General features: G+C 69.6%; 24 protein-coding genes and 1 pseudogene. 12 read left to right on the top strand and 13 right to left on the bottom strand.

Annotated elements, in window-relative coordinates; translation table 11 throughout:
• Positions 1-209 precede the first annotated feature (209 nt).
• Positions 210-716, bottom strand: a pseudogene (locus tag RND61_RS16805) (flavin-containing monooxygenase); the annotation flags it as partial.
• Positions 717-820: 104 nt separating this feature from the next.
• Between RND61_RS16805 and RND61_RS16800 the strand changes: the two are divergent.
• A complete protein-coding gene (locus RND61_RS16800; protein ID WP_315878779.1) occupies positions 821-2,185 on the top strand; it encodes an NAD(P)-binding domain-containing protein in 1,365 nt (454 codons plus the stop codon).
• A gap of 1,366 nt (positions 2,186-3,551) precedes the next feature.
• Here the strand turns inward: RND61_RS16800 and RND61_RS16795 are convergent.
• Genes RND61_RS16795 through RND61_RS16760 form a run of 8 tightly spaced genes read right to left on the bottom strand, consistent with a single transcriptional unit; the run spans position 3,552 to position 10,717 of the window.
• Positions 3,552-4,148 (bottom strand): histidine phosphatase family protein, encoded by a 597-nt coding sequence (locus RND61_RS16795; protein ID WP_315878778.1) that lies wholly within the window; start codon positions 4,146-4,148, stop codon positions 3,552-3,554.
• A complete protein-coding gene (locus RND61_RS16790; protein WP_315878777.1) occupies positions 4,141-4,902 on the bottom strand; it encodes an SDR family NAD(P)-dependent oxidoreductase in 762 nt (253 codons plus the stop codon). Before RND61_RS16790 ends, RND61_RS16795 begins: the two co-directional genes overlap by 8 nt.
• On the bottom strand, positions 4,887-6,023 hold the full coding sequence (locus tag RND61_RS16785) for a hypothetical protein (RefSeq protein ID WP_315878776.1): 1,137 nt from the start codon (positions 6,021-6,023) through the stop codon (positions 4,887-4,889). Before RND61_RS16785 ends, RND61_RS16790 begins: the two co-directional genes overlap by 16 nt.
• Positions 6,020-7,180, bottom strand: a complete 1,161-nt coding sequence (locus RND61_RS16780; protein WP_315878775.1) for a glycosyltransferase family 9 protein — start codon at positions 7,178-7,180, stop codon at positions 6,020-6,022. The genes RND61_RS16785 and RND61_RS16780 overlap by 4 nt, the downstream gene beginning before the upstream one ends.
• Positions 7,177-7,752 (bottom strand): phosphoribosyltransferase, encoded by a 576-nt coding sequence (locus RND61_RS16775; RefSeq protein ID WP_315878774.1) that lies wholly within the window; start codon positions 7,750-7,752, stop codon positions 7,177-7,179. The genes RND61_RS16780 and RND61_RS16775 overlap by 4 nt, the downstream gene beginning before the upstream one ends.
• Before the next feature lie 44 nt (positions 7,753-7,796).
• Positions 7,797-9,596: a DUF4254 domain-containing protein gene (locus tag RND61_RS16770; protein ID WP_315878773.1), complete on the bottom strand. Its 1,800-nt coding sequence runs from the start codon at positions 9,594-9,596 to the stop codon at positions 7,797-7,799.
• Entirely contained in the window at positions 9,596-10,243 is a 648-nt protein-coding gene (locus RND61_RS16765) for a hypothetical protein (RefSeq protein ID WP_315878772.1), read from the bottom strand. The genes RND61_RS16770 and RND61_RS16765 overlap by 1 nt, the downstream gene beginning before the upstream one ends.
• 6 nt (positions 10,244-10,249) lie before the next feature.
• Positions 10,250-10,717: an NUDIX hydrolase gene (locus RND61_RS16760; protein WP_315878771.1), complete on the bottom strand. Its 468-nt coding sequence runs from the start codon at positions 10,715-10,717 to the stop codon at positions 10,250-10,252.
• 204 nt (positions 10,718-10,921) lie between these two features.
• Here RND61_RS16760 and RND61_RS16755 point away from each other — a divergent pair, with 204 nt between their 5' ends.
• Genes RND61_RS16755 through RND61_RS16745 form a run of 3 tightly spaced genes read left to right on the top strand, consistent with a single transcriptional unit; the run spans position 10,922 to position 13,608 of the window.
• Positions 10,922-12,055: a helix-turn-helix domain-containing protein gene (locus RND61_RS16755; protein ID WP_315878770.1), complete on the top strand. Its 1,134-nt coding sequence runs from the start codon at positions 10,922-10,924 to the stop codon at positions 12,053-12,055.
• Positions 12,056-12,080: 25 nt separating this feature from the next.
• Positions 12,081-12,650 carry an isochorismatase family cysteine hydrolase gene (locus RND61_RS16750; protein WP_315878769.1) on the top strand — a complete coding sequence of 190 codons (570 nt, stop codon included), beginning with the start codon at positions 12,081-12,083 and terminating at the stop codon, positions 12,648-12,650.
• Positions 12,651-12,654: 4 nt separating this feature from the next.
• The gene (locus RND61_RS16745) at positions 12,655-13,608 is read left to right on the top strand and encodes an FAD-dependent oxidoreductase (RefSeq protein WP_315878768.1); all 954 of its coding nucleotides are present in this window, start codon (positions 12,655-12,657) and stop codon (positions 13,606-13,608) included.
• A 308-nt stretch (positions 13,609-13,916) separates the two neighbouring features.
• Here RND61_RS16745 and RND61_RS32710 read toward each other — a convergent pair whose 3' ends face one another.
• The 3 genes from RND61_RS32710 to RND61_RS16730 all read right to left on the bottom strand — a co-directional run bounded on the left by RND61_RS32710 (position 13,917) and on the right by RND61_RS16730 (position 16,833).
• Positions 13,917-14,825, bottom strand: coding sequence for a plasmid mobilization protein (locus RND61_RS32710; RefSeq protein ID WP_391653591.1), 909 nt, complete (start codon positions 14,823-14,825; stop codon positions 13,917-13,919).
• 347 nt (positions 14,826-15,172) lie between these two features.
• On the bottom strand, positions 15,173-15,934 hold the full coding sequence (locus tag RND61_RS16735) for an ATP-binding protein (protein ID WP_391653589.1): 762 nt from the start codon (positions 15,932-15,934) through the stop codon (positions 15,173-15,175).
• Positions 15,931-16,833 carry a hypothetical protein gene (locus tag RND61_RS16730; protein ID WP_315878862.1) on the bottom strand — a complete coding sequence of 301 codons (903 nt, stop codon included), beginning with the start codon at positions 16,831-16,833 and terminating at the stop codon, positions 15,931-15,933. The genes RND61_RS16735 and RND61_RS16730 overlap by 4 nt, the downstream gene beginning before the upstream one ends.
• A gap of 253 nt (positions 16,834-17,086) precedes the next feature.
• Here RND61_RS16730 and RND61_RS16725 point away from each other — a divergent pair, with 253 nt between their 5' ends.
• The 3 genes from RND61_RS16725 (at position 17,087) to RND61_RS16715 (ending at position 19,085) form a co-directional block, all read left to right on the top strand.
• A complete protein-coding gene (locus RND61_RS16725; RefSeq protein ID WP_315878766.1) occupies positions 17,087-17,314 on the top strand; it encodes an XRE family transcriptional regulator in 228 nt (75 codons plus the stop codon).
• Between the two features lie 416 nt (positions 17,315-17,730).
• A complete protein-coding gene (locus RND61_RS16720; protein WP_315878765.1) occupies positions 17,731-17,937 on the top strand; it encodes a helix-turn-helix domain-containing protein in 207 nt (68 codons plus the stop codon).
• A gap of 161 nt (positions 17,938-18,098) precedes the next feature.
• Positions 18,099-19,085, top strand: coding sequence for a tyrosine-type recombinase/integrase (locus tag RND61_RS16715; protein WP_315878764.1), 987 nt, complete (start codon positions 18,099-18,101; stop codon positions 19,083-19,085).
• Between the two features lie 221 nt (positions 19,086-19,306).
• On the opposite strand, the gene RND61_RS16710 is transcribed toward RND61_RS16715, so the two are convergent.
• Positions 19,307-20,242 (bottom strand): hypothetical protein, encoded by a 936-nt coding sequence (locus tag RND61_RS16710; RefSeq protein ID WP_315878763.1) that lies wholly within the window; start codon positions 20,240-20,242, stop codon positions 19,307-19,309.
• A 290-nt stretch (positions 20,243-20,532) separates the two neighbouring features.
• On the opposite strand from RND61_RS16710, the gene RND61_RS16705 reads away from it, so the two are divergent.
• The 5 genes from RND61_RS16705 (at position 20,533) to RND61_RS16685 (ending at position 24,484) form a co-directional block, all read left to right on the top strand.
• The gene (locus RND61_RS16705; RefSeq protein ID WP_315878762.1) at positions 20,533-21,339 is read left to right on the top strand and encodes an IS5 family transposase; all 807 of its coding nucleotides are present in this window, start codon (positions 20,533-20,535) and stop codon (positions 21,337-21,339) included.
• A 292-nt stretch (positions 21,340-21,631) separates the two neighbouring features.
• Positions 21,632-21,835, top strand: a complete 204-nt coding sequence (locus tag RND61_RS16700) for a cold-shock protein (protein ID WP_014145516.1) — start codon at positions 21,632-21,634, stop codon at positions 21,833-21,835.
• A 346-nt stretch (positions 21,836-22,181) separates the two neighbouring features.
• On the top strand, positions 22,182-23,675 hold the full coding sequence (locus tag RND61_RS16695) for a DEAD/DEAH box helicase (protein WP_315878761.1): 1,494 nt from the start codon (positions 22,182-22,184) through the stop codon (positions 23,673-23,675).
• Positions 23,676-23,721: 46 nt separating this feature from the next.
• Positions 23,722-24,126, top strand: a complete 405-nt coding sequence (locus RND61_RS16690) for a CBS domain-containing protein (RefSeq protein ID WP_315878760.1) — start codon at positions 23,722-23,724, stop codon at positions 24,124-24,126.
• A gap of 49 nt (positions 24,127-24,175) precedes the next feature.
• Complete coding sequence (locus RND61_RS16685; RefSeq protein ID WP_315878759.1) at positions 24,176-24,484, top strand: SCO5918 family protein; 309 nt, start codon at positions 24,176-24,178, stop codon at positions 24,482-24,484.
• Positions 24,485-24,586: the final 102 nt, after the last annotated feature.

The raw sequence follows: 24,586 nt of genomic DNA, 5'->3' as shown, positions 1-24,586 counted from the left end.
CGTCGTCGATGACGAGCTGAGTTGGCGGCGTGTGAAGGAATCGGCCGATCGGCGCGGTGTCGAGCCCCGTGCGTGTGAGCCACCAGTGCAAGTCGCGGCCCGAAGGCCATTGGCATGTGAGCTTCACAGGGGCCCGGCTGGCCAGGGTGACGCGCGCGGGCGGCGAGCTCGGCGCCGATTTGTACGGCGGAGTTCCCCGCGCCCACGACGATGACGCGTTGCCCGGCGAAGGGCTCGGGCCTTTGGTGCTCCGAAGCATGCAGCACCTGGCCGGTGAAGGATTCCAGTCCGGGCAGCCGCGGCCGGTGGGGGTTGCCGAAGTGACCGGTTGCCGCGACCAGGCGGTGTGCGGCCAGCGTGTCACCGTTCTCAAGACTCAGCACGAAGCCGCGACCGTCAGCGCGGACGTCCCACACCCGGGACCGCGTACGAATGTCGACGTCGAGCCGCTCGGCGTACCGCCGCAAGTAGTCGACGACCTCGTCACGGTGCGGATACCAGTCGCTGCCCCCGCCGAAAGGCAGACCCGGCAGGGAGCTGTATCGCGCCGGCGAGAAGAGGGTGAGGCTTTCGTAGTAGCGCGGCCACGACCCGCCCGGCTCGTCCGATGCCTCCAGGACCACTGGGGCAGGCCCCCGCCGACGAAGGGCGTAGGCGGCGGCGAGGCTGGACTGCCCGCCCCCGATGACGGCTGCATCCACCGATTCCACGTCCATGACGCTCCCCCTGCTTCTACTTATATCTATATTGACGAGTATCGAAGCAGACGCCATGCTGGTCATGCAAGCTATCGACGGATGTCGAAACAGAGGGAGTCGCCGTGAACGCGCCCACCACCACAGAGCTGCCCGTCGTCGTCATCGGAGCGGGCCCCATCGGTCTAGCGGCGGCGGCCCATCTCGTCGAACGCGGCATCGAACCGCTCGTCCTTGAGGCCGGCCCCGTCGCCGGAAGCGCGGTGCGCGAGTGGTCACACGTGCGACTGTTCTCCACGTGGGCCGAGCTCGTGGACCCGGCCGCCGAGAAACTGCTCGCGCCCACGGGCTGGGGGAAGCCGGACGCGGCGACGTATCCGACTGGTGGCGACTGGGCCGAGCGGTATCTCCAGCCGCTCGCCGACGCCCTCGGCGGGGCGGTCCGCTACGGCGCGACCGTCACCGGCGTCTCCCGCCTCGGCCGGGACCGGGTCGTCGACGCCGACCGTGCCGAGCAGCCCTTCACCATCCATGTCCTGGCCGCGGACGGGCACGAGGAGCGGATTCTCGCCCGCGCCGTGATCGATGCCTCGGGCACCTGGTCGACCCCGAGCCCGCTCGGCGGAAACGGCTTGCCCGCGCTGGGCGAGAAAGCCGCCGGGGACCGCATCTCCTACCGCGTCCCCGACCTCAAGGACCCGGCCGTACGCGCCCGGTACGCGGGCAAGCGCACCGCGGTCGTCGGTTCCGGAGCTTCCGCCTTCACAGCCCTCGCCTACCTCGCAGACCTGGCTGAGGAAGAGCCCGGTACCCGCGCTCTCTGGATCCTGCGCCGGGGCATCACCGGCTCCACCTTCGGTGGCGGCGAGGCCGACCAGCTCCCCGCCCGCGGCACCCTCGGCCTGCGTGCCAAGGCGGCGGTCGAGCAGGGCCGCGCATCAGCCGTCACCGGCTTCCGTACGGAGGCGATCGAGCGGATCGGCGATCGTCTGGTCCTCGTCGGCGACGACGGCCGCCGCCTCGACCCGGTCGACGAGGTCATCGTCCTGACCGGCCTTCGCCCTGACCTGTCGTACCTCTCCGAACTACGTCTCGGCCTCGACGAGCGACTCCAGGCCCCCGTGGCCCTCGCGCCCCTCATTGACCCGAACGTCCACTCCTGCGGCACGGTCTACCCGCACGGCGTGAACGAGCTGGCCCACCCGGAGAGGGATGTCTACCTGGTCGGCATGAAGTCCTACGGGCGCGCCCCGACGTTCCTCGCCATGACCGGCTACGAGCAGGTCCGCTCCATCACAGCCGCCCTCGCCGGTGACCGTGAGGCTGCCGAGCGCGTCGAGCTGACCCTCCCCGAGACAGGCGTCTGCGGTGGCGCGGGCCTCTTCGGCGAACCGGAAGCGGCAGAAGCCGGCGCGGGTGGCGGTTGCTGCGGAGCACCCGCCACCCTCCAGATCGGCATGGGCGCGCCTGCTTCCTCCGGTGGCTGCTGAGCATCGTGACACACCTCGACAAAACTGTATGAGGGCCTCCGCCCCGTGGAGGTGGACGGCCTGCTCCTGTGGCACCGGCTCGGATGCTCTGCTGCGGCCGTCGGCCGCGCCACCGGCCTGCTCCCTGATGCCTTCGAACCGCTACGACGCACGGCGCTGGCGAACACCGCTCAGCTCGAAGGCAACCGGCATCTGCCAGAAAGGGATGCTGTCAGAAATGGCCTAGCGCGCTCCTCCGCCTCCGAATGCGTAGCAGCGCTGCGATCCTCGGCTGACCTGGAGGATGGCCGCCACTGCGGGGCGGCCGAGGATCGCATCCTGTGCGAGATCGGCTACCCGCCGACCGGCGCGATGTGGCGGTGGCCTTCCGGAGTGGCCGAGGAAAGGGTGCGAGGCCCAGTGTTCTTGGCGGCGGATCGCCCTGAGGGTGCGGGGGTAGCCCCTGGGGCGTTCTGAACGTGGTCAGCGGCTGGCTGTCGTCCCCACACCCGTAGGGGAAGTTCGACCACGGTGACACGGTGGTCGGCCAGACGGATCAGGGACGGGTGGGGGTAGGTCGTGCCGGCTGGTGGCCGGGTAGGTCTCGGGGGTTGCGGTTTCGAGGAGGACGTCATCCTCCTCCTCGATGTCGAGCTGTGGTTGCTGCTGTCAGTGCAAGAGGGTGTTCCATTCGCTTGCAGCGGCCTGCTCGTAGGCGTGGCGGAACAGGGGCGCAGAGTTCTTTCGCTCGTCACGTGATTGGCGTGTAGAGGGAGTGCTTAGAAGGCACCTGCTCCAACCCGTGAGCGACGAGACCTGAACCGCATAAATATGGCCTGCGTGCGCTGTTCTCGAATGAGTAGGCGACATGCGGGAGAACCAGTCTGTTCCGGGAGTCGGAGGGCGAGAGCCTCTTGGCTCGGCCGCATGCGCGGGGTCTCATGTCGTCTCCACGGCTTCGGAGCTCTTCGTGGAGACGCTGGGGAATCGTCGGTCCATGACGACATCACCAGCCCGGCTTCGACAACGCCGCCCGGTGTTCATCGGCTCCCTCTTCAGCGAATGTCGGTTGAGCTCGATACGTGAGGTCCGGCCAGCAGGACGTACCAGGTGCCGTCTTCGATGACTGCGTAGCTGTACGACCTGCCTCGGGCCAGAAGCGCGAGGACGTGTTCGTGGGAGGCGGCATTGCCGGACCAGGCGCGGAGCTGGTGCGCTGCCGGAGGATCCAGCTGGTCGGAGATGTCGGAGGCGCGGGTGCGGAGCCATCTCAGGGCGAGTCGTGGGGACGGCTTGAACGCCTCCCCCAAGTTGCGGGCCGAGCCGTTCGGAAGGCGGGCTAGGGCTCGTACCCAGCAAGGAGGAGGCGGGGCAGGAGGCCGGCTGTTCACGGAGCAGGAGGGCGGAATGCGGGCGTCGTTGCCGAGCAGCCTGGTGTGAACGGGCGGCGCTCGGCGAACCGCCAGGGCGCCTTCGCCGCGGTGAGGAAGGCGGTCGGGCCTTCGGTCAGATGGGTGAGCACACCCAGGAGGAGAGTGTGGGAGACGGCCAGGAGCGGACCGTGCTCCTGGGCCGTGCGGTGGAGGAAGGCGGCGCAGAGCCGGGCGCGGGTGTGGAGGTCGGTGAGGCTCTCGCCGTCTTCGCAGGACAGGGAGGGGTGGGTAAGACGGCGCTCTCGCCATGTGCGGTACGCGAGGGGATAGGTGGACGGGGTGTGGCCGAGGACCATGTGGGGAGCTCGCCATTCCGCCAGGAGGTCGGATGCGGCGACGATCGGCAGGCCCGTGAGGTGGGCGACGGTCTCGGCGGTCTGGTGCGCGCGGGGAATCGGGCTGGTGACGATGGCGGTGATGCCGTCCGGAAGGGGGAGCGAGCGGTGGATCTGGTCGCGGCCTTCCGGCGTCAGGGCGGCTTCGGGCGGGGCGTGGTAACCGGGACGGTGCCCCTCGTAGATGCCGTGGCGCATGAGCCAGATGTCAGCCAAGGATCCAGCCTCCGTCGACGCGCAGTGTCTGGCCCGTGATGAAGGCGGCGTCGTCGGTCGCGAGGAAGGCGACGGACGCGGCGACGTCGTCCGGGCGGCCCCGGCGCTGGACGCACTGACGGGCGAGCTGCCGGGCGGTCATGGCTTCCGGGTCGTCGACGACCGTCTCCTCGGCGGGGACGCGGATGGAACCGGGAGCCACGCAGTTGACGGTGACGCCGGCGGAGCCCAGCTCGCGGGCGAGGGCACGGGTGAATCCTTCCAGACCGGCCTTGGCGCTGATGTATCCGGCGAGGTCGTGACGGCCTGCGGTGGCGAGGACGGAGCCGAGAGTGATGATCCGCCCCCACCCCGTGGTGGCCATCACGGGGGTGAGCTCGTGGGCGAGGAGGTAGTGGCTGGTCAGGTTGGCGGCCAGGGCGTCGTTCCACCGGGCGGGGGTCGTCTCCGGCCAGGGGACGCGAGGGTAGGTGCCGGCGTTGCTGACGAGGATGCCGATCGGACCCAGCTGGTCGCGGGCCTGCAGGCAGAGGACGTGTACGGACGCCGGTTCGCGGAGGTCGGCTTCCAGCGGGACGGCGGTGCCGCCGCTCCGGGCGATGCGTTCGGCGAGGCCGGCCGCGGCCTGGTGGTCGTCGAGGTGGGCGAGGACGACGGCGGCGCCGTTCGCCGCGAGGCGGCGGGCGACGGCCGAGCCGATACCGCCGGTGGCACCGGTGACCAGGGCGGTGCGTCCGTTCAGGGGGCCGGGCATGGCGACTCCTGCGGGGAGAAGTAGGTGGCGGGGTCGAAGGCGGGGCTCAGGGCTTCGGCGAGCCGGGCCAGGAGGACGAGTCGGTCTTCCGGGGTGAGGCCGGCGAGGTCGTAGACGGCGAGGATGCGCATGGCCAGGTACGGGCGGAGCAGTCGGGCGAGGTCCAGGCCCGGCCAGAGCCGCTCGGCGACCGGCCTCACGAGCTGCTGCCAGTACGCGGCCACGGCAACCCGTCGGGGCGCCGAGAGGCGCGGGGCGTAACCGATGTGGATGGTGTTGGTGGCGGAGTCCACGTCGGCCCGCCGGAGCTGGGGCGCGTTGGCCGGGACCCGGGTGAGGGCGGCGGGGTGGTCGGTGAAAGCGGCCGGGTTGTAGGTGGGGACGAGCCATCCGCCGAGGGCGGCGGTGTACCAGAGGAAGTTTGCGAACTCACCGGGGACGCTGTTCATTCCGGCGGTGTCGAAGTCGAGCCAGGCGAGGGGGCGAGCGAGGTTGACGTCGGTGGGGTCGCCCTGAGTCAGGGCTGCCCAGACCGGCTCGGTCGCCGTGAAGTGCGCGCGCAGTCGGCGGAGTGTCGTGGCCCAGTCCAGGTGGTGCCGCCGGCCGTTGATACGCAGGGTATATGTCCCGAGGAGGGAGACCGGGACGTCGATGAGGCCGTCGGCGACGGTGAAATCCTTCCCCGCGTAGTACGCGTCGAGTCGGCCGCCGGGCATCGCGCGGTCCCAGTACAGCTTGCGCACGACATGGGCGGGATCGGTCGGCTTCGCCGTTGTGAGGATGACGTCCCGGTACGTGGCCGTGAGCCGGTCCATGTAGCCGTTGAGATCATCACTCGGCTCGTCGGTGTTGAGGAGGTCGAGCAGGAGCCCCTGGTCGGTTCCGCCGGGGAGCCGTTCGTACGCGAGGAGGTGGCCCCCGGGCACGCGCAGGTGCGTGTGGAGGGTGGGCGCCCGGTAGTGCCCGGCCAGTCGGGCGTGGCCCTGGATCTCCTCACGGGCCTCGGCCGGATCGCGGGTGTACTTCAGCAGCAGGGGACGGCCGAGAACGTCGACGGGGCAGAGAAGATTGCGGGTGGACCGCCGCACCGGTCCGATCCGGAGGAAGCGCTGTCCGGTCATCCCCTCACCCCGTTCAGCAGGTCGAGGCAGACGTGGGCGAGCGCGGCGGGAGGGAAGGCGTCCATGTGCACGTCCGTCTTCGGGGCGATGACGTCGCGTACGGGGCACAGGTCGCCCTGGTGCATCCGGTCGGACAGATCCGTGGCGACGGCATGATGGTGTGGCAGGCCGGTTCGCCACTTGCTGTGGCTGTGCCGTGCGTACAGGCCGACGACCGGCGGACCGCTGCCGTCGGGACCGCGGCTCATCGCGGCGAGGTGGGTGAGGCCGGTGTCGTTGCCGACGACCAGACGGCAGTGCGGGAAGAGGTCGGCGAGCTGATCGGCGGGAACGCCGTCGAGGCGCAGAACCTGTACGTGACGCCGAGGCCCCTCCGCGGCGATGCGGACACCGTTGCCGTCCGGGTGTCCTCCGATGAGCAGCAGCCGGGCCTGTGACTGGTGCGCCTCGGCGATGCGCTCGGCGAGTTCGACGAAGCGCCGGGCGGTGTAGTCCTTCCGCTCCGGCCAGCTCGTAGCCGTGATCGCCGCGATGGTCAGGCCGTCGAGCCAGCCTGCCGAGCGCAGCTCCTCCACGAGCCTGCTCGGCCCGGTTGAGAGAAGGGGAACGAAGGGAGCGGCGCCGGGAAGCCGGACACCGAGGCGGCGTTCCAGTGCCAGATAGTGCCGCGCGGGCAGGTCCGGGTACGGGCGGCCGTCGCTGGACCAGCAGGGCGGTGCCGTCGGATCGCACACCAGGACCACCGCCGCGCCGGATGCGCGCGCCTCGACGGCGGCTCGGTCGCCGATGACGACCCGTCGGCCGGTGGCGACGGTGACCGGGTCCCGCGTGACCGCACCGGTACGGGCAATCAGTCCGGCGTACGGTCCCACCGCCCGCACGGAGACGGGGATTGCGCGCAGGCGCAGCCAGTGGGTGAGAGCGCGGACGGCTGCGAGAGCCAGCAGGGTGTCCCCGAGCTTCCCCTCGAAGGCCACCTCGATCTCGTCGCAGGTGCTCAGGCGGCCGACGAGTTCGGCGGAGGCGGGGAGGGGGAGCGGCGTGCCGATGGGGACGCCGGCACGGTCGTATCCGAGTGGCGTGGTGTGGATGGTCCCCGAGGGGAAGACCTGCGAGCCGGGGTGGAACCGGATCCCTGCGGAGGCGACCGTGGTCATGCCTGACCCTCGATCGTGGTGAGGGAGACCAGAGGGAGGCCGAGGCCGGCGAGCAGGGCGCGGGCACCGCGCGTGGTGTCCTCCACGAGGCAGGCCGCCGCCAGCGGGACCGCGCCGGCCTCGCGGAGACGGAGGGTGAGGTCGGCCAGCGTCCGACCGGTGGTGATCTCGTCGTCGACCAGGACGATCCGCTGCCCGGCGGTGATGCCGTAGGCGAAGACGTCGGTGCGCATCGCGTGGGGTTCGGTGAAGCGGACCGCTCCGTCGAGCGGCAGGTGCAGCTTCCAGGCGATCTTGTAGGGCAGCCGCGCTGCGCCGGAGAGGGACACCGTGGGCAGGATGCCGCCGGCGTCCAGGCCGAGGAGGAAGTCCACGGGATCGAGACCGTCGGGCATTCCCTCCTGGAGGCGCTGCCACAGACGGGTGCCGGTGCCGGCCAGGGCGTCGGGGTGGACCGGGTCTTCGAGCCCGTCCAGCGAGTGGACGACGCGCTCACGGCGGCTGGTCACGCCGACGCTCAAGCGCTCGACGATGCGGGCGGAGAAGGGCGGCACGGTGAGGATTTCAGGCATGGCGAAGCTCCTGCGGGCAGGGACGAGGGAAGAGGAGAGGTCGCTCAGGCGGCGAGCTGGGCGGCGTACCAGGCCAGGAGCCGGTCGACGGCCGCGGTGACGGACTTGAGCGCCGTCTCGCTCCCGCCGTCGCGCCAGATGGTGGAGACCTCGGCCAGGGGCGGCACGGAGAAGGCGGCCAGACCGGGGACGCGACAGGCCGCGGCAAGGATTCGGTCGGGGCCGGACTCCCACTGGTCGTGTTCGCGCAGGAGGAGCCGGCAGGCCAGCACGAGGTGCTTGTACAGCTGCCGCAGGGCTTCCGGCCGCGCGTCGGCGCGCAGACGACGCATGGTGAGGACGACCTGGGGGAGTTCGCGGACGGCGGCCAGAGCGAGCTCGTCGCGCGTGACGCGGGGCAGTTCGACGTCCGGCGCGGCATGCAGGACGGGTCGGCCCTGCTGGAGCTGGTACAGGGCGAAGGCCAGGCGCGGAGTGAGGCACCGGGCGGTCAGTTCACCAGGAGAGACGAGGGTGGGACCGAGATCGGCCGCACCGTCCAGGGCGGTCCGGTAGCGATCGAGGGCCTTGTGGACCCGGCCGGTGGCCTCGTGTCCGGCGACCACGAGCAGGTCCAAGTCGGACCAGCCGGCAATCCAGGCGCCCTCGCCCGGGCTACCGGTCAGGGCGACGAGCTGTATCCCGGGGCCGTACGCCCGTAGAGCGTCGGTGAAGTCGGCCGTCGCCGAGGCGACCGCGGCGGGCAGACCCAACCCGTACGGGGTGGTGATGCGCAGTGCTCCGGTGACGGGCGGGGCGGCGATGCGCCGGAGCCTGGCACGCAGGGCTGTGATGCTGCCGGAGTTGTCGATCACGTGGTCGGCGAGCGCGGCGACCTGGTGGGCGCCACGGCTCATCTTGATCTCGTCCTTCGCGGCGACCGCCTGGGCCGGCATCCCGGACCGTTCGGCCCGTACGTCGAAGGGAGCGTCCAGGTAGACGATCTGGAGCGTGTCGCCCATGAGGCGCTTGAGCTCGGTGACCGAGGCGTCGTCGTGAACCGACTCGATGGTGAACAGCCGCGTGACGACGTGCGCCTCCGCGAACCGGTTCAGCTCAGTGAGCAGCAGCTCGGCCTGCCGCCGGGCCGACAGCGCGTACGGGTCGGCGAGGCCCTGCCGGTGGGCGGCCTGCCGCAGGAGGAAGCCGATCTTGAGACGCTGGGCACCGCACGCCCGGCGGAGGAACTCGGCGCTGGTGCTCTTGCCGCACTCGCTCAGCCCGCCGACGGCGATGACCCGGCCCAGACGGCGACTCGGCCTGACCTCCGTCACCGCGGCGTCTTCCCGTCCGTAGAGCTTGTAACGGGCCGGCGAGGGAAGGCGCCGCCTGCCGACGAGGATGTCGGCGACCAAGGTGTCGAGAGCGGCACACAGCTCCTCGCGCTGCCGGTACAGGGTGGGAACACGACGCCGGGCCAACTCGTTCCGTACGGCAGCGCGCTCGCTGTGCCAGATCCGCAGGGTGAGTACCGAGAGCCGGTCCACGACGGAGGCGAGCGTCTCGGTGTGCAGCGGCGCGTCGGCGCGTCCCGCGTCCGCGAGAGCCTCCAGCACTTCGTCGGCCCGTTCGGCGAGCGCGTTGCGTTCGGCGTTGAGCTGGTCGATCTCGCGCTTGCAGTCGGCGACCTGGGCGGCGGTCAGCAACGCGCCGCGCACCCGGTCCTCGGTGTCCCACAGGCGTCCGTTGACGCTGTGGAGCCGAGCGACGGTGTCGTCCAGGCGCCGCCGGTCCTTGTCCCGGAGACCGGTGACGGCCTGGAGCAGCCCCGGTGGAAGGATCAGTGGCGGAAAGTTCTGCGCCATTACGGACTCCCGTCGGTGAGTGTGTGGAGGCCGGCGTGGTGGAGCACGTCGGCGTGGACGTCGTCCGGGGAGCGGTCCTCGCAGTTCACAACGGCGGTGTACGCGCCGTGGCCGACCTGATGGAGCAGGACCGTGTGGAGGGCCTTCTGGTATGCGGGGTAGACGCCGTTCCAGGGGCGGCTTTCACGGGCGCTGGTGATGGCGTAGCTGCGCTCGGTGTCGAACGAGGGCAGCAGGAGGACCGAGGTCTCCGGCGGGGTGGCCCTCGTACCGGCGATGCCCATCACGGCGCCCAGGGCCTCCCGCACCGACAAGCCGTCCTTGACCACGCAGGTCGCGGCGGCCACGGCGAGGAGCATGGGCAGGCCCCGGTCGAGAAGCCCCGTGCGACCGGCGCTGAGGGAGGCGGCCCGCTTGGCGTGACCGGTGAGCAGCATCTCCGTCAGTTCCACCGTCGTGGACGTCTCGAACCACCATCGGGCGTAGTCTCCGGCCGCCACCCGCGCCCACGGCTCCGGGTCGTGCTCATGGACCGCGCCCAGCGGTTGGAAGCCGCTCCAGCACTCGGCCAACCGCAGCAGTTGAGTCGTCTTGCCGGCGTTGTCGGGCCCGTTGAGGCTGACGAAGGCCGGTGTCCTGCCCTCCATCCGCGCTCATGCCTCTCGGATCGGAGTGGCGAGGACGGAGGAGATCGCGTCGGTGTTGGCGGCGATGAACCCGCCCAGCTCCGGCGGCATCAGGTTCAGCTTGCGGACCGCCTCGGCGGTGAACGGCACCCGGACCACCTCGTACCCGCCCCGCTCTGGCTTGGTGAACTCCGTTCCGGTACGGGCGGCCAGGTCCATCGACGCCAGGCGCGCGGCGAAGATGTGCTGGACGCCGACACCGCCCTCCAACTGGTCGGTGATCAGGTGGACGAGTTCGGCGCGTTCCAGCTTGCCTCCGAGCTCCTCGGACACCTCCCGGTGCAGCGCCGCCTCGACGGTCGCGTCGTCCTCCTCGACTCCGCCGCCGACTGTCACCCAGTACGGCTTCCTGCCCGGTTTGGTGCGCTTGATCAGGACAAGCTCGTCACCGTCGAGGAGGATGGCGCGAGCGTTGCGCTTGACGATGTCGGACACTGCGGCTCCTTGTGGTCGAGGTACTTGCGAGCCGGCGGACGGTTTCACCGTGCGAAGTCACCCGGCTCGGTGGATACAGCATGGTGCAGATCAGTGGCGGAGCGTGACGTACGAGTGCTGCACCAATGCCGCACCATTGCCGAACACGGCTCGTTACGCTGAGCGTTTCGGCGCTCCACTGGACGGCGAACAGGGGGTACGACGGTGGTCACAGTGCAGCGATGGTCCGGACGGGAGACCCGGTTGTTGCGGGAAGCCCTGCGCATGAGCCTTCGCGACTTCGCCGCCTACCTGGGGGTCAGTGACCGCGCCGTGTCGAAGTGGGAGGCGGGCGGGGCGAGCTACCGTCCGCGAGGAGAGTCGCAGGCCGTCCTCGACACGGCGCTCGCACGTGCGTCGAACGAGGCGAGAGCACGGTTCGCCGAAGCCGCCGGCATGAACGGTTCCGACCCGCCCGTCGCTGCCGGAATCGGGGTGGACTCCCACAAGTTCCTGCCCGTCTTCATCGGTGTCGAGCGTGCGCACCGGCTCCTCGCTCTCATGCCCCCGGGCACCGTGCAGGGGTGGCTCGAGTCCTCAGCCGCCCAGGTGGACCACCCCGACGCCCGGAAGTGCACCCTGCACGTTTTCGGGTGCGGCGTCGCCGTGTTCCACCTCGTGCAACCCCACGAACCGTCCTCGCTCACCGAACTCGCCGTGTGGCGCTACCGCTCCTACGCCACCGACCTGCCCTGGGCGCGGGGGAAGATCCGCGACCTCCTGGACGAGGACCACTCCCGCGTTCCCCATCCCGAGTACGTCCTCTCCCTGTACTGGCTCACTTCCAGCCCGTGGACGCGCCGCGAGTACGACACCGCCCTGCGCCTGCTGTCCACCCCGTCGGTACTGGTCGACCGCGGAGCGGCCGGGGGACCCGCACCTTTGGACGGCTCGGTCGAGGAATCGCTTCTGGCCACGGGCTTCGACCATCCGGACATCGTGTCCTTCGGCGTACGGGGAGTCTCCACCGGTTACGCGGGCTGGTCCGGCGTCGCGTACGCGTCCCTCTCCCGCGAGCGCAGCCTGAGCATCGATGAACTGGTCACCTGCGAACTGACCGTCCAGGCCCTGTGGTGCTTCACCCGTCACATCCAGCAGATGGTCGAGGAGGGCCAGGACCCCTCCATGCCGGAGCAGTACGGCTGGCGCTTCCTTCGCGCCGCGTACTCCCGTCTCACCACGGCCCGCGCCCAGGAGACCGCGCAGCACGTCCTCATGAGGGAGGCCATCATGAAGACCAGCGGCTTGGCCGAGCGGCTCCGTGCCGCCCAGGACGCGCTGCGCGAAAGCGCTGGCTGAGAAGACAGGGCAGGAGAGGCAGCGGATGGACATCGGCAGTGCCGTGCTGGTCGTGATCGACATGCAGAACGGATTCGTGAACCACCACAGTCGCCATGCCGTTCCCGTGGTTTCCGACCTGGTCGCCCGTTGGTCCCTCGCCGGCCGCCCGGTGGTTTTCACCCGCTACTTCAACTACCCGGGCAGTCCGTACGAGCGCTTCTTCCGCTGGCACCGCCTGCAAGGGCCGCCCGAGACCGACATCGTCCCCGAGCTCACCGAAGCCGCTGGTCGCGCGCACGCAGTCGTCGACAAGACCGGGTACACGCTCTTCACCCCCGAAGCGGCCGAGCTGATCCGCCAGGCCGGATGGACCGACCTGATCTTCTGCGGCATCGCCACCGAGAGCTGCGTACTGAAGTCCGCCACTGATGCCTTCGAGCACGGCTACGCCCCCTGGATCGTCACCGACGCCTGCGCGAGCGACGCGGGCCCGCACGTGCACGATGCCGGCCTCGTCGTCGCACGGCGCCTCGTCGGTTCAGGCCAACTCGTCGGCGTCGAGCACGTAAGAGGACGACTCGCTGCGTACGCGGGGGCTCCGGTGCTGGAATAGCCCCATGGCCGATACTCCGCCCCGCACCGGTTCGCCCGCCACTCCCGTCACCGGCACGGACCTCGACACCGATCTCGTCGTCGTCGGTGGGGGACCCGCCGGTTGTGCCGCCGCCCGCATGGCCGCCAGTGTCGGCATGCGTACGGTCCTGGTCGAGGCGGGCGCCCTGTGCGGCAGTCTTTACCGCGTCCCGGTGCTGGACAACGTCCTCGGTGGACACACCGGCGGTCCGGGGCTGGCGGCGGCGATCACCGCGGAGTTGGAGGGCACGGGGCTGTGCCGTCTCGTGCTCGGCCGCCGGGCGACGGGGCTGCGGGCCGGCGATGACCGTGTCACGGTCACCCTGGACACCGGTGCGCGCGTCACCGCCCCGTACGCGGTCGTCGCCACGGGCGTGCGTCCGCTCCAGCCCCGCGACGTCGGGTGGATCACCGCCCCCACCGACCTGGCCCTGCCTTCGTTGTGGGAGGCGGACGCGTCGGACGCGGCCGGCCGCACGCTCCTCGTCCTGGGCGGGGACCGCCCGGTCGGCACCTTCCTCCGCGCCCATCCGGCCCTCGGCACCCGTGTGCTGGTCGCCTACCCGGAGAGCGACGACTACAAGGTCGAGGAGGTCCGCGACGACCCCCGCGTGACCCTCCTGCCCGTCGGGCACCTGGTGTTGGGCTCCGCGGGTGGCCGGGCGGTGGCCGAGGTCTCGGACCGGTCCGGCGGGCGGCGGACGGTCGCGGCGGACACCGTCTTCCTCAGCATCGGCGGGGCCCCCACCGCCCCGGCGGGCGACCTCGTCCGCGACGAGGCGGGCTACTGCCTCCCCGCCGACCAGCACCCCCGCGTCCTCGTCGCCGGAGACCTGCGCTCGGCCCGCTTCCAGCGGATCATGACGGCCATGGGCTCCGGCGGCGAGGCCGCACTGCACGCCTACTACGCGGCGCGGAAACCACCCACCGGTACCTGAGGCACACCCGCGCCCGACCGAGGCACACATCCGGATCGGGGCTCGCGCCGACACCGCGACGCGCTTGAGTGCGAAACGTCCCGCAGGGGTGTACGGCAGCCAGTTCACGTTCATCAGGCCGTCGGTGAGGGTGACGGTGGTCCGGCACGCCGCAGAGCCCGAACAGGCTGATCAGCGCGGCGGGAACACCAGAGGGGACGCGCGTCCTGTCCGCCGCGGATGACCGGGTCGTTCCGGCGACGACATGCGAGCTCGGCCCGCTCACACACGACGATCACCCAGCAAGTGACACTCTTTTGCGCTTGGGATCATGTCGGCTGCTGCCGGTCGAGGACGGCGGTCGCGGCGGCGTGGACCGCGTTGGCGGCGCGCCGCACGGCCCTGATTGTCTCTTCCAGGTCGGGAGCGTCCGCTCCGGCGTTGAGAGCCTTGGCCACCTGGTTGAGGTTGCTGCCGGCCCAGCCGAGCTTGCGCCGGCTGTCGAACAGGACGGTGATCACTTCGCGCTCGGTGGCGATCTCGGCGCTGGTGCGGTCGAGGTCGCGGGCAGTGGCGAGCGCGGCGCGTGCGAGGAACCCGGCGACGGTCAGATTGCACTGGGCAGCGGCGGAGGTGATCAGCGCGTACTCGGCGTCGTTGAAACGGGTCGAGTGCTGGTGTCGGCGCTTCTTCGTGGACGGCTGACGCGGACGCTGTCGGGCAGGATGCTGGCGACGGGGCGGCTTCGGTATCTGTGTTCTTCCCCCGGCTTCGATCCGCCCTCGGTCGAAGCCTTCGGAACCTGCGCCCCCGGTGCAGGTTCTTCCACACTCCTGGGAGGGGTGGGCTCGGCGGAAGCATTGCTTCCGCCCCAACTTGCTCGGCCGGGGGCCGGACTGTCTCCCTTCTGCTGCGGGCAGGCGGCGTGGTTGGTGCGCGGGCGGCTCATACGTGAGGTTCTCCGTGGTGGTTGTGCTTGCCGAAGCTGAATGGCGATATGCGGGCCAGGATGAGGTCCGTGTGATGCTGTGGTCGTCCGGTACGGGACAGCTCTCGGTGGAGGGCGTTCGTAGCGGACCCGGTGGAGGCAGGCGTCGGCCTTCATCTGTCTGGACCAGCGGTCCTGGACCCGTGATGTGGTTCGGGTCCCTGTGTGGTTTTGATTGCGCGTGGCCTCTGGCTCTGAAGGGGACCGTGGTCCCTTTGGGACACGGTCCCCGATCACGGTCCCCGATCACGGTCCCCGATCACGGTCCCCGATCACGGTCCCCGATCACGGTCCTCGATGGCGGCGCGTTGACCTGCAAAATTGCTGGCCCGTAAGCCTGGTCCGGTCCCCTGCGACGCGTGGTCCCCGGTTGGTGTCGACGTCCCCGGTCCCCGGATCCTGGGATCGTGTCCGGTCCTGTTCCGGTGGGGACCGTGGTCCCCACCCGCGGTCCCGGTCCCCGGTGTTGTGGGGGTGGTCCCGGAGGTGGTCCGCAGTCCCGAAGACGGTCCGGTCGGCATCCTCCGGTCCTCGGGGGACCGTGACCACGGTGGTTCCCCAACCGGTTCGGTTTGCCTTGCTGGGCGTGTGGTCCCTTTAGCGGGTTCGCCCCGGAGCGGTGGTCGGCGGAGGCGCGGCCACGGTGGTTCGCGCGGGGGCGGACGCTGGGGAGCGGCGACGGTCGGGGCCCTGGAGGATCACGCGGGTGGTCATTTCGGCGAGGCGGGAGGCCACGCGGTCGCCGAGGACGTTGCGGAGCTCTGCGATGGGGACGTTGGTGGTGATGAGCGTGGGGAGCATCGACGTGTAGCGGCGGTCGATGAGCCGGTACGTCTGCTCCTCCGTCCACTCCGACTGCTTGGCCGCGCCGAGGTCGTCGAGGATGAGCAGGGGGCTCTGGGCCAGCTCCTGGAAGGCCCGTTCGGGGTCGTGGCCTTGGCGGGGACGGAGCTGCGCGTGGAGGTCGGCGGTGTTGGTGGCTGCCCAGCGCAGGCGGACACCGGCTGCCAGGAGGGTTCGGACGGCGCCGTACGCCTGGTGGGTCTTGCCGGTGCCGGTCGGGCCGGCTATCAGCAGCGACGGACCGTGGTCGATGCCGGGGACCCCACCAGGACCGGGCTTGCCACGGCGGGCGATCTCGCTCGTCCAGACTAGGACGTCGGGGTGGTCGGCGAAGGCGTCGCGATAGCGGGGCGGGATCCGGCGGGCTGCGAGTTCCAGGGCGATGGCCTGGGCCTGCGGCGGTTCCTCGCGGACGGCGGTGGTGCTGGGCTTGGACGGCATGGCCGCGATGATCGCGTCGAGGCGGCGCGTGAGGTGTTCCTTCTGCTGCTGCGAGTGCGGGTTGGGTGTGGTCACAGGGCGCCTCCGTAGGCGGCCTGGACGTCGGCGGGGTTGGTGTAGGGCTGGTGGGCGGATCGCGTGCCCATGGAGGCGTTTGTGGCGTTCATGGCCTCGTTGACGAGGCTGGGCAGGACACGGGCGTGCAGGCCCTTGGTTCGGAGCCGGTCGAGTCCGGCGCGGATGTGTGCGGGCGAGATGCCGTCGGCGAGGAGCTTGGCGATCTCCCCGCCGAGCTGGCCGAGCACGCTGCTGGGCGGACGGTGGGCGCACACCGCGACGTACTCGGTGACGAGCTGCTTGGCCGAGACGGTCTCGGGTGCGGGGGCGCTCGCGTCCCCCAACGGGGTAGATCCTAGATCCCTGTTCCTAGGTCCTAGATCCGGGCCGTGAGTACTCACCACGGGCTCAGTGAGCCCTCCGCGAACCAGCGGTGAAAGCTCATCACGGCCAGCCTGACCTGCGGGTTCGTCGCAGGCTACCGCACTCTCCGTGCGGTCTCCCCGCGTTGTCACTGAGGACTCCGTGACGGCTCCGTGCGACAGCGATGCGGGCTCACGTACAAAGCCGAGGTCGTGGTGAGGGCAGCTGGGGTGCCGTACACCGCTGGGCCGGTTGACCTTCTGGTGCCGGGCGAAGGTGACGATGTGCAGGTACCGCTTGCCGTCGCCGCCCTCGTAGCGGCAGATCAGCTCGGCGGCCTGGAGCTGGTTGAGATCGTCCTCGACGCCGACGGGACCGTGGTCGGGGCGCAGGGACCACAGCAGGCCGGCGATGACCGCGGGCTGGTCGCGGAACCGGCCGTGGTCGTCGGCCTGGGTCAGCAGCCCGAAGAACGTCCGCTCGGCGGAGAGGGACACGGCCGCGAGGGACTCGGAGGAAAACGCTTCGGGCTTGATGGTGCGTATACGGGCTATGGCGATCGACCACCTTCACGGATCAGGGAGTGGCATCCGGCACGAGCCGGGGCATGGACAACGAAGCCACACCCAGAGCGCAAAAGTCCAGAGTTAGTTCACAAACTCTGTAGTACTCGCGCCGGGCCGGGAGAGAGTAAACCCAGATCGCCGGTGGGAGAAAACGTCTCCGAAAGCCCCTGAAGGCGGGGCATCGCTCACAGCGGACAGAAATCCGCTTCCCACGCCGGGAAACGCAAGCTACAACACACCAATGCCACCGCGATCCCTCGAAATCGGCCCCGCAGGACAGGCCGCCGTTCAGGCCATCACCCGCGCCCGCACGGCCTGCGGGTACCCGCAGCGCCAGCTCGCCGCCCGCGTCACAGCCCTGGGTCGCCCCACGGCCTTCACCCTGCTCTCCCACATCGAACACACAGTACGGCGCTGCGACATCGACGGCCTCGTCACCATCGCCACCACCCTCGGCAGGCCGCCGTAAGCCCTGCTCGACAGTGCCGCACGAGCCTTGGAGGCGGGTGAAGCGGGCGGAATATAGCCGACGATCGCCGGTTGGCCAAACCGGCGATCCTCCGCACCATTGAACGTCCCGGCACGACCACCGCGCCGTCCCCTCAAAACCACCCTTCCGCGCGTGAGGAACTTCTTGCTTCGACCTATGAGGAAAGCCGCCCGATTCTCCACACCACCGGGAAGTCGGTGCGTCAGCTCATTGACCCCGTCGCACCTGCTTAAACACGCTCACGGATGAAAACCGCATCCGTTCCCCTGTCGCCCCTTGTTGATGGCGTCAGGGAACGACGTGTCCGCTGAGCCTTGCCGACAGGAACGCGCCCCAGCACCCCCCATCAGAACTCCATCGCATTTCCCCGCCCCGCCGCCACGAAGGAATTTCCTGTGCCGCCTCGCCTGCTGTCCGTTCCCACCGTCGCCGCCCTGCTCGACGTCGACCGCCGCACCGTCTACCGCCTCATCTCCGCCGGAGACCTGCCCGTCGTCGACCTCCGTACCGGACCAGGGCGGTCTCGTGTGCGTGTCCCCGCCGACGGACTGGACGAGTTCATCAGCAGCCGCGCCGTCATACCGTCGGCTGCCCGCCGCTGACACCACCGCTTCCGGCACCAAACCGTCGAAAAAGGAGAAGAACCACGTACCTGCGCAAGCTCAGGTCCGGCAAGTGGCAGGCGACCGTACGCAACCGGGCGGGAGACCGATTCAGTGAATCGTTTCCTCTCAAGTCCCAGGCACGCGCCTGGGGCACGGAGATGGAGACCCAGTTCACCCGAGGGACCCTGCGCGATCCACGAGCAGGCGAGATCACCTTCCGCGAGTGGCACGACCGCTGGTGGAACGCCCGGGTCGTGGAACCACACACCCTGCGCGGCGACGCCTCCAGCCTCAAGAATCACGTCCTGCCCCACTGGGCCGACTGGGAGATGCGATCCATCACCCGCATGGACGTCCAGAGCTGGATCCGCGCCCTGACGGAGAAGGGCACCGGTGCCGCGGCAATCAAACGGGCCTACAACTTGACGTCCTCCCTCATGCGCGCGGCCGTCGACGACGACATCCTCGCCGTGAGCCCCTGCCGCAACATCGACCTGCCCGCCATCGCGGTCAAACCACCCCAGTGGTTCACCCTCGATCAGGCGCAGAGCATCCTGGACGCGCTTCCGCCCGAATGGCGGACCATGTGCCTGCTCGGCTTCTACACCGGACTGCGCTGGGGTGAACTCTCCGGTCTGCACTGCCACCGCATCGACCGGCGCCGCTCGCGCCTGTTCGTGGTGGAGGTCAACACCAAGAGCGGCATCAAGGAGTACCCCAAGAGCTCCAAGAGCCGCCGCGAGGTCCCGCTCCCGCCCCACGTCCTGGAGGCACTCGAACGCCACATCCACCGGCTCGACCGTGACGCGCTGGTCTTCACCACCATCACCAAGGGCCGGGCCGGCCGCCGCCTCGACGACGGCAACTGGCGCCGCCAGACCTGGTGGCCGGCCATCGACGCCGCCTACTACTTCGACAGCGACGGCGAACAGCAACCCGTCCCGCACTACCCGCCGCACTCCATGCGCCACACCTGCGCCTCATGGCTCGTCCAGAAAGGCGTCTCGCTCTACGAGGTCCAGCACCTCCTCGGCCACGAGAGCTTCCAGACCACCCAGCGCTACGCCCACCTCCAGCCCGACGCCCACAAGGCCGTCCTCGGCGCGTGGCAACGCCTGGACTCTCCGCTCACCATCGCCGCATAAACGCCTCCGCCCTGTCCCCCCAAGGACAGGGCGGAGGCGTTCGCGCACTCAGGGAGGTTCCGTGAGCGCTTCGTCGGGCGGCGTCCAGCGGCCGTCACTGTCGTAGCCAGGGGGCGTAAGGATCTGCCTGGAGGAGTTCGGCCAGAGCCTGACGGCTGGCCGGCGGATCAGATGGTGACCCCAGCGGGCCGCGCAGCGGATCAATCCGCTCCGCGTAGGTCTCAGCCCAGTGCAACCACTCCAGTTCGCCGGGCGAGCTGGCATCGCCTGCTCGGGCGCGGACCGCGCGGCAGAAGGCGCGGATGTCGTCGGCTCGGCGCCAGGCTGTCACCTGCTCGACAAGCACCTGCGCTCGATGCCGCTCGACTTGCTGCTTGCGGGCCTGGCGGACCGCGGCGAGTCAGCGGCGCTGCTTGCTCGGCCTTGCGGAGTTCTTCCTCCTGCTGCCGACGTTCGGCCGCTGCGGCACAGCCTTCGAGATTGTGCAGGAGGTGTCCCAGGCGTGCTTCCAGGGTCCACCGTGTGCTGCCGCCGCAGGCGTACCAGGTCTGGTACCCGCTGCCGGCGGGCGCACTCCGTTCGAGATGTCCGTCGAACCCATGGTCATCCTTGGGGACCTGGGCCCGAGAAAAGCGTTGCTGCCGGTTCGTCTCCTCAGCGGTCGGCTCGTGTGGCACCTTGGTCGTCCGTTCCCTGATGGCCAGCGGGAGCGCGTGCCCTCGGATGATGACGACCATCTCCGGGACGGCCCTGCCGCGACGGCGGCCGGTGTGGGTCTCCACCTGATGACCGCGGCGTTCCGCCTCGGTCAGAAAAGCGTGCATGATCCGCAGCACCCGGTCGGCATAGGCACGTGACACATGCATGGGAATGACCCCCGGCGTCATGCGGGTGTCGACCACGGTTTTGGATCTGCCGAGGACCGTGCGTGTGGCCCGTACCAGTCGATGAGGCCGGTCCAGCACATCGGGTACATCGATCATCGGTACCAGCGGCGGCTTCGCAGTCTCCTCGCGCACCAGCGTGAAGACGCAGTCACCACGCTTCTCCAGCGCCCAAGCCGTGTGGATGGCGGAGGGAGGAAGAGTCACAGCATCGGAAGCCGCAGCAATCTCCCGCAGCAAGAGGATCTGCGGCTCCGTCAACGCGTACGTCACGACCACAGGCTCCACTCGACTCGCTGCGGGGCAGGCTGCCACCCCAGAGCGAGCGAGGCTGCGAACGGCCACACCGAAACCCGCTTACGAGCTCATGTTGCCGAAGCCGTCCCTGCGAAGAGCGCCGGTGGAGTACATAGCCAACCGGCTCGTAGGACCTGGCCAGCAGGATCCGTCCGACACGGACGTAATAGCGGCATTTGCCTACTGAGGCTCTTTCCTCCTGTGCTGGAGGGTGAAAGAGGCTGGTCAGCGGGGGCGGTGACGAGGCAGGGCCCCTCGTCGTTGGCGTGGTGATTCCACTCAGCACACCGGCGACCGAAGGGGCCCTGTTGGTTCCGTATCCTGCCACGCTCGACGTCCCGCGCGAGCTTGTTGAGCATGTCGCCTGGTTGCTGTACGAGCACCGCCAAGCCCGCAACACCCGCTGGCGCAAGCTCGGCTGCTTCCAGCAGGCGCTGCTGACCCTCGTCCATCTACGGAAGAACGAGACGTTCTCGCAGCTCGGAGCCGGGTTCGGAATATCGCAGGCCACCGCCTGGCGGTACGTCGACGAGACGCTGGACGTTCTGGCCGGCTGGGCACCCGACCTCCACGAAGCCCTCACCGGCCTCGGTGAAGGCAACCACGTCATCGTTGACGGCACCCTGATCCCCACCGACCGCATCCGTGCAGACGATCCGTACTACTCGATGAAGCACCGCAAACACGGCATGAACGTGCAGGTCATCGCCCGCCCCGACGGCACACCGCTCTGGTTCTCCCGCGCAACACCCGGCCACACCCACGACCTGACCGCCGCCCGCGCCCACGGCATCGTCCAGGCATGCCTTACCCGACAGATCCTCGTCCTCGCCGACCGCGCCTACCAGGGCGCCGGCGCCACCTTCCGCACCCCCTACTACCACCACCGCGAACAACCCACCCACTACCAGCAGTTCAACCGCGACCACGCCAGACTCCGAGCCCCCGGTGAACGCGCCTTCGCGCAGTTGAAGTCCTGGCGACTACTCCGCCGGGCCAGATGCTCCACCCGCCGTATCGGCACCGTCGTCCAGGCCGTCCACACACTGCTGACCTGCAACTATTCAGGATGAAGGAGGCTCAATATCTGTGCCCGCGGGCTGAGATTTCAGCGGAACATACAGACAGATTCTCTGCCGCAATAAGTGGAGTGGGTCTCTTCATCGCACACAGGTCGCTGTGGCGTGCTACTGTCGATCTCAGTTGCAGTTGTGGTTCCCGAAACTTCAAGTGCTCTCCGGTCGGCTTCTGTGTCGCTGGGAGCGCTTTTGTATTTCCGGTCTTTTTCCGGGCGGGGTGATCATCGCGGCGACATGGTGTCCGCGCTGTGCGGATCCCGATGCACTGCCCCAAAGGAGATATGACATGGCTGCTGGTACCGTGAAGTGGTTCAATGCGGAAAAGGGCTTCGGCTTCATCGAGCAGGACGGTGGCGGCGCTGACGTGTTCGCCCACTACTCGAACATCGCCGCCCAGGGCTTCCGCGAGCTGCTGGAGGGCCAGAAGGTGACCTTCGACATCGCGCAGGGCCAGAAGGGCCCGACGGCCGAGAACATCGTTCTCGCCTGACACTGACGCTCACTTCGTAGCTGGGGCCCGCATCCTTCGGGGTGCGGGCCCCAGCTGCTCGCATTTCCGCAGTGGTTTCACCTGTGGACGACGGCCAGGAATCCGTTGGCTCAGTGCACGGATCCTCCTTCAGGGGTACAGACGCATCCCTTCACAGAGCTACATCGCAGTGAACGCCCCGAATATTGCGTCCCACATCGCGGCACTCATTTCAGCGCCTGCGCCCGCACAGATTTCCGTCCGGCCAGGTTCGCTTTCGCGTTCCACCGGCCCAATCTTGCAATTCTCCGTGCTGCTCATCGCTGCGGGAATTCCTTGATATGTGCCGCCTCAAGGAAGGTTCCGCATGAACCGCACACGCACGAACGACCGCTTCGCCCGCACCCGTAACGGCAGTATCGACTCCGGAAGGGGTGGCAGCCGATTCGGTTCGTCGGCCCCGCGCCGGTCCGGCGGGCCGAGCCGGTCCGGCGGTTACGGCCGCCGGCCCGCGGCGGTCCAGGGGGAGTTCGCCCTTCCCCGGACGATCACTCCCGCGCTTCCCGCCGTGGAGAGGTTCGCCGATCTCGACATGCCCGGGGAACTGCTGGCCGCGCTCGGCTCGGAGGGCGTGACCGTACCGTTCCCGATCCAGGCCGCGACCCTGCCGAACTCCCTCGCCGGTCGGGACGTCCTCGGCCGTGGCCGCACCGGCTCCGGCAAGACCCTCGCCTTCGGGCTGGCGCTGCTGGCCCGTACGGCCGGTCAGCGCGCCGAGGCCAGGCAGCCGCTGGGGCTGGTCCTCGTCCCGACGCGTGAGCTGGCGCAGCAGGTCACCGACGCGCTCGCCCCGTACGCCCGCTCCGTGAAGCTGCGGCTGGCCACGGTCGTGGGCGGAATGCCGATCGGCAGGCAGGTGAGCGCGCTACGCGGTGGCGCCGAGGTCGTCGTCGCCACACCGGGACGCCTCAAGGACCTCATCGACCGCGGCGCCTGCCGGCTGGACCAGGTCTCCGTCACCGTCCTCGACGAGGCCGACCAAATGGCCGACATGGGCTTCATGCCGCAGGTCACCGCCCTGCTCGACCAGGTCCGCCCCGAAGGCCAGCGCATGCTGTTCTCCGCCACCCTCGACCGCAACGTCGACCTGCTCGTACGCCGCTACCTCAGCGATCCCGTCGTGCACTCTGTCGACCCCTCGGCCGGCGCCGTCACGACGATGGAGCACCACGTGCTGCACGTCCAGGGCGCCGACAAGCACACGGCCACCACCGAGATCGCCGCACGCGACGGCCGCGTCATCATGTTCCTCGACACCAAGCACGCCGTCGACCGCCTCACCGAACACCTCCTGAACAGCGGGGTACGGGCCGCCGCCCTGCACGGCGGGAAGTCGCAGCCACAGCGCACCCGCACGCTGACGCAGTTCAAGACCGGGCACGTGAACGTGCTGGTGGCGACCAACGTCGCGGCGCGCGGCATCCACGTCGACGACCTCGACCTCGTCGTCAACGTCGACCCGCCGACCGACCACAAGGACTACCTCCACCGCGGCGGCAGGACCGCCCGCGCCGGCGAGTCCGGCAGCGTCGTCACCCTGGTCACCCCCAACCAGCGCCGCGGTATGACCCGTCTCATGGCAACGGCCGGTATCGTCCCGCAGACCACTCAGGTCCACGCCGGCGAAGCGGCCCTGCACCGCATCACCGGAGCCCAGGCCCCCTCCGGCATCCCGGTCGTCATCACCGCACCGGTGGTCGAACGCCCCAAGAAGCGTGGCGCCACCTCACGCGGCCGACGCCGCCCCGCCTCGGCCCGCCGCGCGCCCGTACGGCAGTTCGCCGCCGGTGCGGCGGCATAAAACCCTCGTGATCAGGAAGCCGGCCCATCTCCGCAGGAGGCACCCATTGACGCTGGTCCAGATGCAGTTCCGCCCGGCGAGTGCCCACCCCGTGCACCGCACGGTGGCCGACACCATGGACGCGGCCGGACCGCAGGTCTGGGAGAACATGACCGTGGAGGTGGCACTGTCCGTGATGGCCGCCGACCATACGGGTCATCTGGTCGTCTGCGACGAGGACGGTCTGTGCACCGGCCTCGTCACCCGGGCCGGGCTCACGGCCGTTCGTGACAGCTCCGGATACACGGACCGGATCCGCCTGCGTGACATCGCCGACGTCATCGGGCCCTTCGCCTCGCCGCTGACCACGAGGGTCGAAGCCGAGCGTGCGATGCGCTGCCGCCAACTCGGGGCCCTGCCCGTGGTCGACGAAGACGGCAACGCTCTGGGCGTCCTCGCCCTCTCCCGCTGAACTGCATGACGGCGGTCGGACCCGACTCCCCTTCCCCCTGTGAGGCATCATGCGCTGCATCATCGCCCGCTTCCCGTTCGGCCTGACCAAGAGCGGAGTGCTGGAATCGATGAAGGGCGTCAAACCCGAACCGGTCACCGGCGAGTCCGTGATCATCGGACGACGCCGCTACCCCGTCAAGCAGGTCGGCCAGGTCATCACCTGCCAGGACCGCCGCGATTTCAGCGCCGGCGAGGTCCTCCGGGCCATGTCCCGGCTCGGCTTCACCTCTCACGCCCTTCCCGAGGCCGCACCCGCGCGCACCGAAAGCCCGTTGCAGCGGGCTTCCGCAATGCTCGGCGCCCCGCTGGCCGTCTGACCGACGGGACAGGCGCGAGCCGAACACAGTGAGGGCCCTACCGGCACGTGCCGGTAGGGCCCTCACTGCGTGGCGGGCCGCTCGGAGCAGCCCTGGGGCAAC

The organism is Streptomyces tamarix (assembly GCF_032423885.1).
In the GTDB taxonomy this organism is placed as follows: domain Bacteria; phylum Actinomycetota; class Actinomycetes; order Streptomycetales; family Streptomycetaceae; genus Streptomyces; species Streptomyces tamarix.
This window is presented reverse-complemented; position numbering and strand designations above follow the sequence as displayed.